This window comes from Corallococcus sp. bb12-1 (assembly GCF_026626765.1).
Lineage (GTDB): Bacteria > Myxococcota > Myxococcia > Myxococcales > Myxococcaceae > Corallococcus > Corallococcus terminator.
Genome location: NZ_JAPNJZ010000031.1, coordinates 1 through 15,363, shown reverse-complemented (window position 1 = coordinate 15,363; position 15,363 = coordinate 1). Strand labels below are relative to the sequence as shown.

The window sequence follows — 15,363 nt, the reverse complement described above, 5'->3', positions numbered from 1 at the left end:
CATCACCTCGGAGGTGTTCCGCTTCGGGAGGCTTCAGGCCCCCACGCGGAACCAACTGAAGGACTCTTCGCGCACGCGCCCCTCCGCCACCAGCTTCTCCAGCGTGGCCAGGGCGCTGCGCTCCGCCACCGGATGCAAGAGCGGCGGCGTGTCCGCGTAGGCCGTCGCCACCACCTCCGCCAGCGTGGCGCCCGTCTCGGGCACCGCCTCCAGGATGATGGCCTCGCGCTGGGCGCGGTGGTGCAGGTACTCGTCCAGCTTGCGCGGGCCGTCCGGCACCGGCGCGCCGTGCGCGGGGTACAGCGTGGTGACGGGCCAGTCGCGCAGCCGGCGCAGCTGCGTGAGGTAGTCCACCATGTTGCCCTCGGGCGGATCGATGACGATGGAGCCCACGCTCGCCACCATGTCCCCCACCACCGCCGCCTTGCTGCGCGAGTCCACCAGGCACACGTGGCCCTGCGCATGTCCCGGCGTGTGCAACACGCGCCAGCGCTGCGGCAGCGGGCCTCCCAGCTCCAGCACCTCGCCGTCCTCCAAGAGCCGCTCCGCCTGGAAGTCCAGCCGGTCCGCCGTGCGCGCGTGGCACCAGAGCGGAATCCCCAGCCGCTCCTTCACCGCGAGCGCCCCCCCCACGTGGTCGCCGTGGTGGTGGGTGAGCACCACCGCCAGGGGCCGCATCCCTTCCGACTTGAGGCTGGCCACCAGCGACAGGAGCTTCGCGTACTGCTTCACGTCCGACGACCCCGGATCCACGATGAGCAGGTCGCCCGTGCCCAGCACGTACGCGTTGGTGTGCGTCGCGGGCGGCAGCGTGGGCGTCTCCAGCGCCACCACGCGCACGCCGCGCTGGAACTCGATGCGCTGGGCCACGTAGCCCGGGCAGTACGGCGGCGTGTTCAGTCGGGCGCGCGCGTCTGATTCGTCCTTGAACTCCGACAGCACCTGCAACGCGTGCTGCGCGGGCGGGTGCAGGAGCGCCGTGCCGTCACTCCAGCGCGACAGCGCGTCCTCCGGACGGATCCACGCGCCCTCGGACAGCTCGCCGGGGATGATGCTCGCCGTCGCGGTCTCCGGCATCTCCACCAGGTAGAAGCGCGTGTCGAAGCGCACCGGAATCGAAGGCGGGGTGATCCACCGGCCCGCGGGCTTCAAGTCCTCCGCGCGCAGGGCGAGCGTGTGGCGCGCAAGCCACTCGCTCCACTTCACCGACCCGGCGAGCAGCGCCGTCCGTCCCTCCGCCAGGACCTCCGGTGACAGGGCGCGCGCCCCTTCCACCACCAGCACGCCCGCCTCCTCGAACAACTCGCGCGCCGCCGCCGAACGCAGCGCGGCCTCTTCGCCCTGCGCCCCCTGCACGGGGACGTCCGCGTCGTCGCGGTCCAGCTTCCCGCCGGGGAACGCGTAGAAGCCTCCGGCGAAGGCCAGCGCCCGTTCGCGCTTCACCCAGAACACCTCCACGCCCACGCCATCGCGCGCGCGGCGGTAGAGGATGACCACCGAGGAGGCCCGGGGTTCGACAGGGACATGGGGCGCGAAGAGGCCCATGCCGGGAAGGGGCTCGCTCATGGTTGCACCATCCTTCAGGACTGCGTCGTCTGGCCGAGCAGCCGGCCCATCATCTCGCGCGCCCGCTCCGCCTGGTCCGGCCGGACATAGAGCCGCGTCAGTCGCACCGCGCCACTGTAGCGCTGGTACAGCGGCGTGTACCGCGCCACCTCCGTGAGCCGGCCCGTGGAGACATCCAGGATGAACAGGCCCGGGTTGCCCCCGGCCACCCCCACGTACTTGCTGAGCGCGCCCTTGGACTGGACGGTGTAGTGCTCGAAGCCCTCGCTGGTGAGCGCGCTGTTGAGCACCTCCAGGTCGTAGCCCGTGTCGCGCTCCGTGAACTGCGCCAGCAACTTGAAGCCCTGCCGGCGGCTGATGCGCTCCGCCCACCGGTTCTTCGAACGGCGCAGCGTGTACCAGAGCGCCGCGTCGTCACAGAGGAGGAAGGCTTCGGGGTCCGCGGGGATCTCGAACTCGCCGGGCGTCTCCTCGTAGTACCGGCGCAGCATGTGGTCGAAGTTCACCGACGTGTGGTGAAGGTAGACCGACACGAACATGTGGTAGCGGCTGAGCAGGAAGTCCTCGAACGCGAACGCCGCCGCGCGAGACAGGGCCAGCACCGCCTTGCCGTCCTTCACCGCCGAATTCAGGTTGGAGACGATCCAATCCATGTCGTACCGGCCGTAGTTCACGCCCGTGTAGAACGAGTCGCGCAGCAGGTAGTCCATCCGGTCCGCGTCCAGCTCCCCGGAGACGATGGCGCGCAAGAGCGGCGTCCAGTCCACGCCCTTGTGGGTGAAGCCCGGGTCCTTCGGCGGCTTCGCGCCGGAGATGAGCGCCACCGTCGCCATGGGGGTGATGCCCCGGGGGCTGAACTCGCGCTGGATGACCTCCGTCAGCGAGCTGTCCAGGATGAGCTTGGCGGTGAAGTCCTCGTGGTTCGCCTGCTCCCCTTCCGCCACCGAATCCAGCCAGCCGGGCAGCCGCAGCAGCGACCGCCGGGGTGCGATGCGCTCCGACGCATGCGACAGCGGCATGTGCCCCAGGTCATGACACAGCACCGCCAATCGCACGGCTTCGCAGAAATGTTCACGCACATCGTCCGGCAGGTCGGACCGACTGGCGACGGCGCCGAAGACGCGCGAGGCGACGAACATGGCGCCCAGGCTGTGGGCGTGGCGGGTGTGGGTGGCGCCCGGGAAGGCCATGTCGCCGAAGCCCAGCTGCCGCACGTAGCGCAGGCGCTGGTAGAAGCGGCTGTCGATGACGGCCTTCTCCGAGTCGCTCACCGGGATGACGCCGTGGATGGGGTCGCGAATCCGCATGTCGTCCTTGCCGGGCTTCTGGGATCCCGGACCTCCTCCAGGCGGTCGCCCACCTTGGAGGTCACCTACCGTACCGCAGACCCTGACGGGCGGTAGCCCTGTGAGGGGCCGACCAGCCACCGTGCCTCAAGCTGGGAAGGTCCCTGGGGACGTGCTAACCCTTCGGCCACTCCGAATGCACATCATCCTGCTGCACAATCGTGACCACGAGCTGCTCGAAGAAGACCCGGGGCGCGAAGCCCGCGAGGACGTGGTCCGGGTGGCCGAAAGCCTGGCCCAGGCGCTGAGCCGGGACGGCGTGAACGCCGAACCGCTCGCCATCGAAGGCGACCGGCTGGACTTCGTGGAGTCCCTGCGCTTCCTCCAGCCCGACCTCGTGGTGAACCTCTGCGAGTCGCTGGCCGCCGACAGCCGGGGGGAGATGGCCATCCCGTGCCTGCTGGACGCGCTGGGCCTGCCGTACACCGGCTCGTCCGCCCTGTCGCTCGGCCTGGCGCTGCACAAGCCCAAGGCGAAGGAGCTTCTGCGCGCCAACGGTGTCTCCACCCCCGCCTCCCGCGTGGTGCGCCGCCTGGAGGACGCCCTGGCGGTGGACCTGCCCTGGCCCCTCATCGTGAAGCCCGCCCGCGAGGACGCGAGCGTGGGCATGGACTTCGATTCGGTGGTGACGGAGCGCGCCGCGCTGGTGCGCGCGTGCGAGGCGGTGCTCAAGACCTTCCACCAGCCCGCGCTGGTGGAGCAGTACATCCCGGGCCGTGAAGTGTACGTCCCGCTGCTGGGCAACAGCCCGCGACAGGCGCTGCCGCTCACGGAGATCCACTTCGGCCACGCGTTCGACAACCGTCCGAACATCGTGTCGTACCGGGCCAAGTGGGAGGTGGAGTCGCCGGAGTACCGGGATTCGACCTCCGGGCCGTGCAAGCTCGACGCAGTGCAGGAAGCCCGTTGCGTCCAGACGGCGCTGGAAGCATTTGCAGCGCTGGACTGCCAGGACTATGGACGCGTGGACCTTCGGGTGTCGCCCGAAGGTGTGCCGTACGTCATCGACATCAACCCCAACTGCGACCTTCACCCGGGCGCGGGGTTCGCGAAGGCGGCTCAGGCCGCTGGGATGGACTACGCGACCCTGGCCTCACGAATCGTGGAGGTCGCTCTCGAAAGAGCCCATGGAAATCCGCACACTCGAAAGAAAGGACCGGGAGCCGCTCGTCGCGTTGATCCGGCGAATCGAAACCTTCTCGCAGGAGGAGCAGGACTGCGCCATCGAGCTGGTTGACACCGCGCTCACCGCGGGCAACCGGGACTACTCCATCCTCGTGGCGGACCGCGGGCAGGAAGGCGGCCTCGTCGGGTACGCGTGCTACGGCCCGACGCCCATGACGGAGAACGCCTTCGACCTGTACTGGATTGCCTCCTCGCCGGAAGTGCGCGGCCAGGGCATTGGCGCCGCGCTGGTGTCCGCGATGGAGGGCGACCTGCGCCGCCGCAAGGCGCGGCTCATCCGCGTGGAGACGAGCGCCACGGAGGCCTACGGCCCCACGCGCGGCTTCTACGCGTCCATGAAGTACGGGGAAGAGGCGCGCCTGCGGGATTTCTACAAGCAGGGCGACGACCTCATCATCCTGACCAAGCGCCTGTAGTCCCCGCCGTCCCAAACCCCTGGGCGTGAAGACGCCGCCCAGGTCCCCGTCAGGAGGGGGCAGATGCCTTCCATGAACCGACCGATGCGACGCACCCGTCTGGGATTGTTGAGCCTGCTCACCCTGCTGGCGGGGGCACCCGGCCCCGTCTGGGCCCAGGCCCCCTCCTCCGCCGCGCTGAAGTCCCAGGCGAAGGCCGCGGCGGCCAAGGCCCAGGCGAAGACGCAGGCCCCTGCCCCGCAGACGCAGGACCTGTCCGACGCGCTGAAGGCCCCGCGCCCCAAGGGCGGCGAGTACTTCGGCCTGTACCTGATGGACAAGAAGGTGGGCTGGTTCTTCACCGACCTGACAGCGCTGCCGGGCGGGAAGGCGCAGAGCGTCAACGAGCTCATCTTCAAGGCGCAGGTGGGCACGCGCGTGTCGGAGCGCGTGCACCGCGAGGTGCGCGTCTACGAAGCGAAGCCCGGTGGGCGCCTGTTGTCCTTCACCGTCAGCCAGCGCGGGGACGGCGGGGACAACGAGCTGGTGGGCACGGCGACGGCGGACGGGCTGCGCGTGGTGCGCAAGCGTCCGGGCCAGCCGGAGGAAGTGCTCAAGCCGATGCCCGCGCCAAAGGAGACGGTGGACGACGCGGACCAGGCGCGCGTGGCGCTGCTGCGAGGCAAGCAGGTGGAGGGCGTGCTGCTGGATGGCACCGACCTGGAGGCCTACCGCACGGTCACGACGGTGGAGGCGCCGGAGGAGCAGGTGCTGGGCGGCGTGAAGGTGAAGCTCGCGCGCGTGAGCACGCTGTCCGACAAGGAGAAGGTGCCGGTGGCGGCCTTCCTGACGACGGACGGAAAGATGGTGCGCGTGGACTTCGGCCAGACGATGCAGGCGAGAGCCGAGTCCGAGAGCGTGGCCAAGCGGATGGACCTGGTGGAGGTGTTCGGCCTCACGCGCGTGGTGCTGCCCAAGGCGCTGCCGCCCAAGGCGCGCGAGGTGCCCGGGCAGGTGACGCTGGTGATGAAGAACCTGCCGGCGAAGTTCCAGCAGGACACGTACCGCCAGAAGTACAAGGCGCTGCCGGACGGCCGCGTGGAGGTGACGTTGATGGCGGCGCCGCCCGCGCCCAAGGGCCGCAAGCCGCGGCCGGTGGCGGACCCGAACGGTGGGGAGAACCTCAAGTCCACGCTCGCGGTGGAGTCCGAGGCGCCCGCCATCATCGCGCAGGCCAAGAGCATCATCCGGGAAGAGAAGGACGCGTACACGGCGGCGCGGATGCTGTCCGCGTGGGTGTACAGCAACCTGCAGAAGGACTACGGCGCCAGCGCGGACCGGGCAACGGACGTGCTGCGCCAGAAGAAGGGCGACTGCACGGAGCACTCGCTGCTCACGGTGGCGATGATGCGCGCGTCCGGCATCCCCGCGCGGCGCGTGGACGGCGTCATCTACATGGTGAACTCCGACGGCGTGCCCGCGCTGTACTGGCACGAGTGGGTGGAGGCCTGGGTGGGCGAGTGGACCCAGTTGGACCCCACCTTCAACCAGCCCGTCGCGGACGCCACGCACTTCGCCGTCGGCTACGAGGGGAACGCTGAAATCACGCCCCTCATCGGTTCGCTCCAGGTCACGGACGTGAAGTAGCCGTCGGCGGTGTCCCGGGCCGCTTGTTTCAGTGGCCCGGGGCCGCCACCAGTCGTTCCGCGAGCGTGGCCGCGTCCGTCACCGGCCGCTCGCAGACGAAGCCGCGGCAGAGGTACGCCGCGCCCTGCCCTTCCACTGGGTCACGCCCCTCGAAGAGTTCCTGGAGGCGCGCGGGCGGCGGAGCGCTGGTGTCATTCCACCCGAAGGAGAACGCGGGGGCGTAGGTGCGGTTCGCGGCGGCCAGGAGCGGCGCCACGGCGGCTCGCGTGCCCGCGAAGGTGACGCCGGACGCGCCGTCCAGCAGCGAGTCCGCGGCGAGCCCCAGGTGCCCGTAGCCCAGCGGGTTGCGCACGAGCTGATCTCTCAGCTTGGCCACGTAGTGCTCCGGGTGCTCCAGGTGGGCCACGTCGCCCGTGAGCGCCGCGAGCGCCACCTGCGCCTCCGTCAGCGTGGAGGCCCCGGACGGGAAGGCGTTGTCGAAGAGCGAGTAGGCCGCCACGACCAGGTCCTTCTGCCCTCGGGGCGCGGACAGGTACGCGTGCTTCTCCTCGTCCCAGAAGAGCGCCACCGCGCGGTGCGCGATTGCGTCCGCCGCGTCCAGGTACTTCGCGTCGAAGGTGGCTTGGTAGAGCGCGGTAAGGCCGGCCGCAAGGTCACCGTAGTCCTCCAGGAAGCCGTCGATGCGGCCCTTGCCGTCCTGGTGCGAGCGGAGCAGCCGCGTGCCGTCCCACTGGTTCGCGAGCACGAAGTCCGCCGCGTTCGCCGCGAGCTTCGCCCAGTCCGGCCGGACGAAGACGCGCGCCGCGAGCGCGAGGCCGCGGATCATCAGCCCGTTCCACCCGGCGAGGATCTTGTCGTCGCGGCCCGGCTTCACGCGCTGCTCGCGCGAGGCGAAGAGGAGGCGGCGGGCTTCGGCCAGTTCCTGCTGCACCGTCTCCACGGGCCGGCCCTGTTCGGTCGCGACCGTCTCCACGGGGACGACGACCTCCAGCACGGTGGCGCCGTGTTCGAAGTTGCCCTGCGGGGTGATGCCGTAGTGGCGCAGCACGGTTTCCGACTGGCTGGGGGACAGCACGGCGCGCACTTCTTCCGGGCGCCAGACGAAGAACTTCCCCTCCTCGCCCTCGCTGTCCGCGTCCTGCGTGGCGTAGAAGCCGCCGGCCGGGTCGGTCATCTCGCGGCGCACGTATTCGACGGTCTCCTCCACGACCTTGCGCCACAGGGGGCGCGACTCCACCTGCTCCGCTTCCGCGTACAGATGCAGGAGCTGGGCGTTGTCGTAGAGCATCTTCTCGAAGTGGGGCACCAACCACCGCTCGTCCACCGAGTAGCGATGGAAGCCTCCGCCCAACTGGTCGTAGAGGCCGCCCAACGCCATGCGCTCCAGCGTGCGGAACACCGCTGCCTTGAGGGGCTCACCGGCGCCGCGACGCCATGCGCGCAGGAGCAGCGCCACGTTCATCGGGTTGGGGAACTTGGGCGCGCCGCCGAAGCCGCCGTTCACCGGATCCATCCGCTTCGCCATGTTATGGCCCATGGCGACGATGTCCTCGGCGGACAGGTGGCCGGGCGCGGCGTCCAGGCCGTGCGAGGACAGCTCGCCCAGGCCCTCCTGGAAGCGGCGGGCCTGCTCCTCGATTTCGTCGGCCTTGTGGTCCCACGCGTCGCGCAGCGCGGTGAGCAGGCGGGGGAAGCCGGGGCGACCGTAGCGGTCCTCGGGCGGAAAGTAGGTGCCGCCGTAGAAGGGGCGCAGGTCGGGCGTGAGGAACACGGTGAGCGGCCAGCCTCCGCCCTGCCCCATGAGCTGCACGACGCCCTGGTAGATTTGATCGAGGTCCGGGCGCTCCTCGCGGTCCACCTTGATGTTGATGAAGCCGTCGTTCATCAGGCGCGCGGTGTCGGGGGACTCGAAGGACTCGTGCGCCATGACGTGGCACCAGTGGCACGCGGAGTAGCCCACGGAGAGCAGGATGGGCTTGTTCTGCGCGCGGGCCAGGGCCAGGGCCTCGTCGCCCCACGGGTGCCAGTCCACGGGATTGGTGGCGTGCTGACGCAGGTAGGGCGAGGGCTCCAGGGCCAGCCGGTTGGTGGAGCCAGAGGGGGGATGTACGGCCATGGAGGGCTCCCGGTGCGCGGAGATTTCGCGACCCATCACATTGTGAGCCCGGGTGCTCGGGAGCAAGCCGAAATGGTCTCACTCGCCGCTGGCCAACGGCCTTCCGGTGCGCTTTGTCCAGGGGCGTGCGTGCATCCGCCGACTCCACCTCCGGCCTGGGAATGAGGGCCTGTGTCGCCCTGGTGGTGCTGGGCGTGGGGGTGCGGCTGGCCCTGGCACTGGGCACGGACGTCTACTTCGACGAAACCTATTACTGGCAATGGGCTCGGCATCTGGCGTGGGGGTACTTCGACCACCCGCCGCTGGTGGCATGGCTCATCGCTGGGCTGGGCATCCGGGGCACCGCGCTCCTGTGCGGCCTGGGTACGGGCGCGGCGGTGTGGGGGCTCGCGCGGGATGTGTACGGTTCGAAGGACGTGGCGTGGCGCGCGCTGGCCCTGTGGAGCGTGGTGCCGGTGGGCATCATCTCCGGCGTCTGGGCCACGCCCGACTCGCCGATGCTGCTCTTCTGGGCGCTGGGCCTGTGGGCGCTGTACCGCGAGAAGTGGGTGTTGGCGGGCCTGACGTGTGGATTGGCGCTGTTGGCCAAGTATCCGTCCGTGCTGCTGGGGCTCGCGTTCATGCTCGCGGCGCTGCGGGCACGGAGGCTGCCGGCGGGTGCGTGGCTCACGGCGGGCCTTGCGCTGCTGTGCTTCCTGCCGGTGGTGCTGTGGAACGCGAACCATGAATGGGTGGGCTTCGCGTTCCAGTTGAACCACGGGCTGGGTGGCAGCGGCGGGTGGCGGACGTTCGGGGAGTTCGTCGCGGGGCAGTTGGCCATGGGTGGGCCGCTGCTGTTCCCGCTGGCGGTGCTGTACGCGGTGCGCGGTCCACGCGAGCAGTTCCTGCTGCGCATGGCGGCGGTGGTGCCGTTGGTGTTCTTCGGCTACGCGGCGGCGCGCACGCGAGGCGAGGCCAACTGGCCGGCGGCGGCGTACCTGGCGGCGTGTATTGGCGTCGCGGGCATGAAGCACCATTGGCAGCGGGACACGGCGTGGAGCGGAGCGCTCATCTCGCTCGCGGTGGCGTCACACCTGCTGTTCCCGGTGCTGACGTTCGAGCGCGACGTGCTGCTGTCACGGACGCATGGCTGGGGTCCGCTGGAGCGGCTGTCCGCGCCCGAGCAGCTCTTTGCAGGCATGACGCCGGGACGCACGGCGGTGTACGCGCCCTCGTACCAGCTCGCCTCGCAGGTGGCGTACTACGCGGGCGTGGAGACAGACACCGCGGGCCCGGCCCGGCGCAAGAGCCAGTACGACGTCTGGCCTCCGCTGGAGTTGAAGCCCGGGCAGGACGTGCTGTGGTGTTCGGAGAACGGCGCGCCACCGCCGGAGGAACTGGTCCAGCGCTTCGGTTCGGTGGAGGGCCCGGTGGAACTTGTGGGCGACTTCCGGGGCCGCAGGCTGCACCTCTTCACGGTTTGGAGGCTGCGCACTCTGGAGTGACAGGCAATCCCCAGCGAGCATGGACGCGCCCATCTCTTACGAGCAGACCGTGCCCTCTCTGTGGCACACGCGATCGCCGCAGAAGCACGAGCAGCCCGTTGCACAGGGGCCACAGGGATTCATTTCCCAACCGAACAGACAAACGCTCAAGGACACCACGCGTCTTCCTGGTTCGATGCGGGCGGTCTCGTAGGCGCACCCACGCGCGACACACCTCCCCATGGAGTTGGGGCATGGAGCCGCCGTCTTCTCGGCTCCGAGTCCATCGCCCTGAAAACCTGGGGGCCCTGGCTTCATCCATTCCGATGCATCAGGTCCTATGGGAATGCAAACGCACCGAGCGCGCAGGGCGGCTTTGGTCACGTGGTATTCTGGATGCTCGCCCCGGAGCATTTCGACCATGCCTTGCAATCTTTGCCCTGAGCCGAAAGTCCATGGCATCGCGTACTGCCCCGAAGCGCACGTCATCCTCCGCTACTGCCAGGAACATTACGCGCAGCACAGCGGCACCGCCCAGACCTGCTTCCTGTGCGGCCAGCCATTGCGCTGGGCGCATGAGGAGGCAGCGGACCACATCATCAAAGGCTTCGGAGCGGAGCTGGGTAGGAGGGCCCACCGCGTCAACGGCCCACTCAGGCCCTCTCCTGTCGCATCGAGCATGGAGCAACTGGGAGCTTCGATCGGCGCGCCCTCTCTCGCCGTCATCCCGAAGTCCAGCGGCGTGCTCTCCAGCATCAGCGGTCCCTCGCCCGTCATCGAGACGACTCCCCCGAAAGTGATGGGCGTGAGGGTGTGGATCCGCTGCCCCTACGGCTGCTTCTTCGAGGCCAGCGCGAAGCGCCCGCTCAAGATCGACCGCGCGGACAACACGCTGCGCTGCACGGGGTGCAACCTCGTCTCGCCCGCCAAGCAGTTCAAGACCGTGAGAAACGCCAGCGTCCTTGATGCCGTCGAGAATGCCCGGGCGTTCGGCGTGAAGGAGAAGCTCGACGACATCAAGGCGGCGGTGAGCGCCCGGCTGACCCGGCTGGTGGGCTCGTGGTTCTGGTTTTTTGAACGCGAGCAGCGGATCGAACAGCTCTATGCCCAGTTACGAGATCTGCTCATCTCTTCTGAGATTACCAGCAACTTCCCGACTCCGCGCATCTATGGGCTCATCGCCAGCGGCTTCATGAAGAACATGTGGCACTTCAACAAGTCCGACAAATCCAAGTACGCCCAGGAGCGCGATCAAGGGGAGCGACAAGTCTTCGGCAAGCTGTTCAAGGGCATCTCCACCCCGATTCCGTTTCCGGACTGGCGGCCGGTCTACGTCGCCTTGAACCTGGGCAATCGCCTGCCTGGGCCCTGCCCCAACTACGGCCGCTCCTACCTCATCTACAAAGACGCAGTGAAGGCACGAGCCACCTTCCTCGCGACCGACTCACTGCAGATGATCAAGGCGGAGCTGCAGAAGAAGGAGGGCGATCGTCAGCCTGTGGACGAGAAGGCATTGGCCACCCTCGTCAACATCGCGAAGGTGCTGCTGCGTGTCTCCGACCGCCAGCTCCTCTACATGTGCGGGATGCTCGTCGAGGGCAAGGAGGTGCCCAGCCCCAACGAGTTCATCGAAGTGCACGTCTGGGGAGAAATCGCCCTGATGAAAGACGTGAAGACCATGGTGGTCTCCGAGGCCGACATCGACGACTTCATACGGTTGAAGAGCACCGAGGTCGACGTGCTCCCCCAGTTCTACAACGAGCTGACCACCGAGCAGCGTCGGCAGGAAACCCACCGCCTCAAGAGCATGATCAAGGAGTTCTGCGCGACCTACGGCATCGAGCTCCACCTCATTCCCCTGGGCTCGGACACGATGAACAGCATGGAGCGCCGCCCCCCAGCTCCCAAGCAGGGCAGCGATGCCAAACAGGGCGGCTCCTTCGCTCCTGCCAGGGTACCGTACACCTACACCATTCCCGAGTGGGAGTTCGACCCGAAGAACCCGAAGGCAGTCCCGAACCGGGTGCTGCAAGACGCGAAGTCAGGGCTGTACTCGCAGTACCATCGCATCGTCATCAACGGGCATGGATTCACCGTGCACCTCTTCGACGTCGAGCCGACGAACGACAACTGGAACGGGACGGGGGTCTACCTCTCGTATCGTCTGAGAGGTGGCTGAGACCTTGGATTCCTCCCCCGTTGCATCAACCTCACTTCCCCAAGAGGCACTGATGAACTGCTCCGTGAAGAAGGCTGGAAAGTTGCTGCTCGCCGTCGCCGTGGGCGCGGCCGTGTCGTTTGGCTCCACCGTGGCGGCCTACTCCCGTCCGGCGGAGCCGCTGTCCTTCTGCCAGGGCAGCCAGGGCGGCACCTGCGTCAACGACTGTATCGCCGACGGGTTCAACCTCGGCCGGTGCTCCGGCGACGTCTGCGTCTGCTTCTACTGAGAACACCGCATCCGCGCCCCCGAAAGCCCGGGGGCGTGCCAGGGTCAACGTGCGCATCTCAGCTCCAAATGCCTGCCTGTCAGGACGCACTCGCAACCGAGACTTAACTTGCCGCGTTGGCCGTGCTGTTATGGTTTTCTGTGACAGTCACCCACCCCCTCCAGCGCGCCGCGAGCGCCGCCGCCGTCCTCGCCCTCGTGGGCTGTGGCTCGGCAACCGTTGGTGCCGTCGGCAGCCCTCCATCGGCGAAATGGCTTGGCTCGCCTGTCTCCACTCCGGACGGAGGCCAACTGCAAACGACCATCTACTACGGGCCCTGGCAGTGCAGTGCATGGCTGATGACTCGCTGCGAAAGGAAGTGCGCCTCGCAGGGCCATGCCCTCATGGGCTGCATGTGGCTGGCCGACTTCAAGGGCGATTGGAAGGGGCGCTACCTGTTTCTGCCCGCCGCGGCGGGCGGGCGCTTCGCCATCACCCACTGCTGCTGCGACTACCCCGCAGCGACAGACACGAAGTGGCGTCGGGACACCTGGAAGAACTCCCGCGTCGCCTTCCGCGATGAGTGGGGTCGTGAGTTCGGTAGCTGGCCCTCAACGAACGGCGTGAACTGGCAAGGGCACCACATCTTCGACTTGGGGCATGGGGGTGCGCCTGTGGCTCCCGGCAACGTGCTCCCGGTGCCGGATGACGTGCACGGCGTCCTCAACAAGCAGTACCCCGCTTGCTACGCCCCGGGTGGCCAGTGGCGAACGCCAGGGCCTGACCGCCCTTACGTGGATTGAGTGAGCCGCCATGTCCATGCGTAGCCTGTTGGCTGAAATCTCCAGGATTCACCACCCCAATGCCCCCGCGACGCCAATACAGCTCGCTGCGTTCGAAGCACACGTAGGATGGGAACTCGACGGGGACCTGCGCGCCTTCTATTTGCACTGCGACGGCGGCACGCTCTTCGAGACTCGCGCCAACGCCCACTACCGCTTCCTCCCGCTCGCGGAGATCCGCCGCGCGCGTCTTGCAATCAGAGCGAGTGACGAAGACGAGGACGGAGCGCCTTCGGTCTACACGCTGGTGGACATGCAGGACTCGGACTTCATTGTCCTGGACGTTGCCCAGCGCATTGCCGGTCGCTACCCGCTATTCGACGCGTGGCACGAAACGTTCCCTGTGGTGGAGCGCATTGCATCCTCTTTCGAAGAGTTCCTGGAGAAGGCATTGCGCAGCGGCAACCGCTCGTTCTGGTTGAGCAGCGACCCTCAGGAGCGCTGAGCAGTCGACGAGTCCTCCGGGGATGACGATGGCACCACCCGCCCGCACCGCCAGCACTGAACGTACTGGCTGCACGGTTGAACGCCAATGCACAGCGGTCAGTCGTTGGCCGCGCCCGCGAGAATCCACGAGCGGACCCGGACGACCAACCCGGGGTTCAGATCAAAGTAGTCCGTGTCGCCCTTGGGCATGCGGCTTCCGCACGCCGTGCCCTCGAGTTTCTGGACGAGCGCTGAGTTGTCCGGGTCCCCGGGAGCAACGCGCTTGACCGTGCCACAGGCATTCGCGGTGACATTGACCAGATTGCTGTAGCTGCTTCCCGACGCGAGGCTGAGGCTCCCGCTGGTGCCATGGCAACCCGTGCACTGCGGGACGGAGGCCCACACGTTCTGGATGTCCGTGGAGTACCGGGGCACCGAGACGGGCACGGTGAGCGTCCGGACCACGGGCGCGCCCTGTCCATCCGTGACGCTCACGGACACGGTGAACGACGTCTGCGTGCCCACGACGGGCGAGTACCACTGCGCGCTCGCGCCCGTGCGGCTGCCCACCCAGGTGCCCTGTGACGCCGGGGCCGTCTGCGACCACGCGTAGGTCAGCGGGTCCCCATCCGCATCGCTCGCGGTGATGGTGAACGTGCCGGTCGTTCCAGCCACCAGCGTCGTCGGCCCGGAGATGGTGGCGGTCACGGTGGGCAACCGGTTGAACCTCTGGACCCCGATGTCGACGGTGCGCTGCGCACTTCCGCCCTTCCCGTCGGTGACGGTGACGCGCAGCGTGTACGTCCCGCTGGCGCTCACATCCGGAGCCGTCCAGGTGGGAAGGCTGGAAGCAGGGTCGCTGAAGGTCCCCAGGGGAGCGGCAGGAGCCACCTGCTCCCATGCGTACGTGAGCGAGTCGTTGTCCGCGTCGGCGGCGCTCACCGCCAGGGCGGTGGACTGCTGCTCATCGAGCGTGGAAGGCGTGGCCGTGGGCGCCGACACCGTCGGAGGGTTGTTCCCAGTCATGGGCGGCGCGACATCCACGGCCACCGAGCCCTGAGCGGAGCCACCCCGGCCATCGCTCACGGTCACCGTCAGCGTGAATCGCTGATGGCTGTTCACCTCCGGAGCGGTCCAGGTGGGACTGGCCAGGGAGGCGTCATCGAACGCGCCCGCCGGGGAGGCAGGGCTCTGCGTCCAGGAATAGGTGAGCATGTCCCCGTCCGCATCCGACGCCTGCGACGTCAACTCCACCGGGCCACCCGTGGTCGACTGCGTCGCCTGGGCTGTAGGACCGATGAGGGTCGGTGGCGTATTGCTGGTGGGCGAAGCGTCATCGCCGCAAGCGAGCCCGATGAGCAGCAACGGCAACAACAGTCGTGACGATGGATGGTGCATGGGGGTCCCCCTCGGGAAAAATCGCCGGGACCCTAGCAGTCTGTTGAAGCGGGTGAAGCCGGTGCCGCATGGCCCAGCGGTCTCCCTCGATTGAAGACTTCCTCTCAGGAGTACCTGCCCGCGAAGGCATGCACGAGCATGGCGAGGAGGAACGAGAAGTAGCTGATGGCCGCCAGCCGCCCCGACCGGCCGCGAGGACTGCGGGCCTTGAAGAACAAGGCCACGTTGAGGACTCCCACCGCGACGGGAACCAGGAAGAGCCAGGCCGCCCCCTGCGACAGGTGGAACATCAGGCCCGCGGCCCCCACGACCAGCGCGAAGGCGAGGAGGCTGCTGACCACCGAACCCACCTCGTCGGAGTACAGCTTCTCCCCCGGCTTCGTGGACCCCGGCCACGCCGTCTTCCGCATCACTTCCCAGTGCAGGTAGATGAAGACCAGCCCCAGCACGACGAGCAGTCCTTGCGGCTCCGGAGGCCGGCCCGCGCGCTCGGACTGGGCCACCCAGACATAGGCGCCCTGCCCCACGTGCAACTGGATGGCGACCGCGATGG

The 15,363-nt window shown here is 68.3% G+C and carries 12 protein-coding genes and 1 pseudogene; 8 read left to right on the top strand and 5 right to left on the bottom strand.

Features of this window, described 5'->3' with window-relative positions; translation table 11 throughout:
* Nucleotides 1–33: 33 nt before the first annotated feature.
* Both OV208_RS37485 and OV208_RS37480 read right to left on the bottom strand, forming a co-directional pair.
* Nucleotides 34–1,566 (bottom strand): MBL fold metallo-hydrolase, encoded by a 1,533-nt coding sequence (locus OV208_RS37485; protein ID WP_267578752.1) that lies wholly within the window; start codon nucleotides 1,564–1,566, stop codon nucleotides 34–36.
* Nucleotides 1,567–1,580: 14 nt separating this feature from the next.
* Nucleotides 1,581–2,873: an HD domain-containing protein gene (locus OV208_RS37480; RefSeq protein WP_267578751.1), complete on the bottom strand. Its 1,293-nt coding sequence runs from the start codon at nucleotides 2,871–2,873 to the stop codon at nucleotides 1,581–1,583.
* 175 nt (nucleotides 2,874–3,048) lie between these two features.
* Between OV208_RS37480 and OV208_RS37475 the strand changes: the two genes are divergently transcribed.
* The 3 genes from OV208_RS37475 to OV208_RS37465 all read left to right on the top strand — a co-directional run bounded on the left by OV208_RS37475 (nucleotide 3,049) and on the right by OV208_RS37465 (nucleotide 6,139).
* On the top strand, nucleotides 3,049–4,149 hold the full coding sequence (locus OV208_RS37475; RefSeq protein ID WP_267578750.1) for a D-alanine--D-alanine ligase family protein: 1,101 nt from the start codon (nucleotides 3,049–3,051) through the stop codon (nucleotides 4,147–4,149).
* Nucleotides 4,088–4,513 carry a GNAT family N-acetyltransferase gene (locus tag OV208_RS37470; RefSeq protein WP_244237959.1) on the top strand — a complete coding sequence of 142 codons (426 nt, stop codon included), beginning with the start codon at nucleotides 4,088–4,090 and terminating at the stop codon, nucleotides 4,511–4,513. Before OV208_RS37475 ends, OV208_RS37470 begins: the two co-directional genes overlap by 62 nt.
* Nucleotides 4,514–4,597: 84 nt before the next feature.
* Nucleotides 4,598–6,139, top strand: coding sequence for a transglutaminase-like domain-containing protein (locus tag OV208_RS37465; protein WP_267578749.1), 1,542 nt, complete (start codon nucleotides 4,598–4,600; stop codon nucleotides 6,137–6,139).
* Nucleotides 6,140–6,167: 28 nt separating this feature from the next.
* On the opposite strand, the gene OV208_RS37460 is transcribed toward OV208_RS37465, so the two are convergent.
* The gene (locus OV208_RS37460) at nucleotides 6,168–8,255 is read right to left on the bottom strand and encodes a thioredoxin domain-containing protein (RefSeq protein WP_267578748.1); all 2,088 of its coding nucleotides are present in this window, start codon (nucleotides 8,253–8,255) and stop codon (nucleotides 6,168–6,170) included.
* Between the two features lie 125 nt (nucleotides 8,256–8,380).
* On the opposite strand from OV208_RS37460, the gene OV208_RS37455 reads away from it, so the two are divergent.
* The 5 genes from OV208_RS37455 to OV208_RS37435 all read left to right on the top strand — a co-directional run bounded on the left by OV208_RS37455 (nucleotide 8,381) and on the right by OV208_RS37435 (nucleotide 13,431).
* Complete coding sequence (locus OV208_RS37455; protein WP_267578747.1) at nucleotides 8,381–9,739, top strand: ArnT family glycosyltransferase; 1,359 nt, start codon at nucleotides 8,381–8,383, stop codon at nucleotides 9,737–9,739.
* A gap of 400 nt (nucleotides 9,740–10,139) precedes the next feature.
* Nucleotides 10,140–11,897 carry a DUF3626 domain-containing protein gene (locus OV208_RS37450; RefSeq protein ID WP_267578746.1) on the top strand — a complete coding sequence of 586 codons (1,758 nt, stop codon included), beginning with the start codon at nucleotides 10,140–10,142 and terminating at the stop codon, nucleotides 11,895–11,897.
* Between the two features lie 52 nt (nucleotides 11,898–11,949).
* Entirely contained in the window at nucleotides 11,950–12,165 is a 216-nt protein-coding gene (locus tag OV208_RS37445; protein WP_267578745.1) for a hypothetical protein, read from the top strand.
* A 338-nt stretch (nucleotides 12,166–12,503) separates the two neighbouring features.
* Nucleotides 12,504–12,947 carry a hypothetical protein gene (locus OV208_RS37440; RefSeq protein WP_267578744.1) on the top strand — a complete coding sequence of 148 codons (444 nt, stop codon included), beginning with the start codon at nucleotides 12,504–12,506 and terminating at the stop codon, nucleotides 12,945–12,947.
* A 10-nt stretch (nucleotides 12,948–12,957) separates the two neighbouring features.
* Nucleotides 12,958–13,431, top strand: coding sequence for an SMI1/KNR4 family protein (locus tag OV208_RS37435; protein WP_267578743.1), 474 nt, complete (start codon nucleotides 12,958–12,960; stop codon nucleotides 13,429–13,431).
* Nucleotides 13,432–13,529: 98 nt separating this feature from the next.
* On the opposite strand, the gene OV208_RS37430 is transcribed toward OV208_RS37435, so the two are convergent.
* A complete protein-coding gene (locus OV208_RS37430; RefSeq protein WP_267578742.1) occupies nucleotides 13,530–14,810 on the bottom strand; it encodes an Ig-like domain-containing protein in 1,281 nt (426 codons plus the stop codon).
* A gap of 104 nt (nucleotides 14,811–14,914) precedes the next feature.
* A pseudogene (locus OV208_RS37425) lies at nucleotides 14,915–15,363 on the bottom strand (hypothetical protein); the annotation flags it as partial.

Coding starts and splice junctions, on each gene's coding strand:
- OV208_RS37485 (WP_267578752.1), bottom strand. CDS start 1,566: ATGAGCGAGCCCCTTCCCGGCATGGGCCTCTTCGCGCCCCATGTCCCT.
- OV208_RS37480 (WP_267578751.1), bottom strand. CDS start 2,873: ATGCGGATTCGCGACCCCATCCACGGCGTCATCCCGGTGAGCGACTCG.
- OV208_RS37475 (WP_267578750.1), top strand. CDS start 3,049: ATGCACATCATCCTGCTGCACAATCGTGACCACGAGCTGCTCGAAGAA.
- OV208_RS37465 (WP_267578749.1), top strand. CDS start 4,598: ATGCGACGCACCCGTCTGGGATTGTTGAGCCTGCTCACCCTGCTGGCG.
- OV208_RS37460 (WP_267578748.1), bottom strand. CDS start 8,255: ATGGCCGTACATCCCCCCTCTGGCTCCACCAACCGGCTGGCCCTGGAG.
- OV208_RS37450 (WP_267578746.1), top strand. CDS start 10,140: ATGCCTTGCAATCTTTGCCCTGAGCCGAAAGTCCATGGCATCGCGTAC.
- OV208_RS37445 (WP_267578745.1), top strand. CDS start 11,950: ATGAACTGCTCCGTGAAGAAGGCTGGAAAGTTGCTGCTCGCCGTCGCC.
- OV208_RS37440 (WP_267578744.1), top strand. CDS start 12,504: ATGACTCGCTGCGAAAGGAAGTGCGCCTCGCAGGGCCATGCCCTCATG.
- OV208_RS37435 (WP_267578743.1), top strand. CDS start 12,958: ATGTCCATGCGTAGCCTGTTGGCTGAAATCTCCAGGATTCACCACCCC.
- OV208_RS37430 (WP_267578742.1), bottom strand. CDS start 14,810: ATGCACCATCCATCGTCACGACTGTTGTTGCCGTTGCTGCTCATCGGG.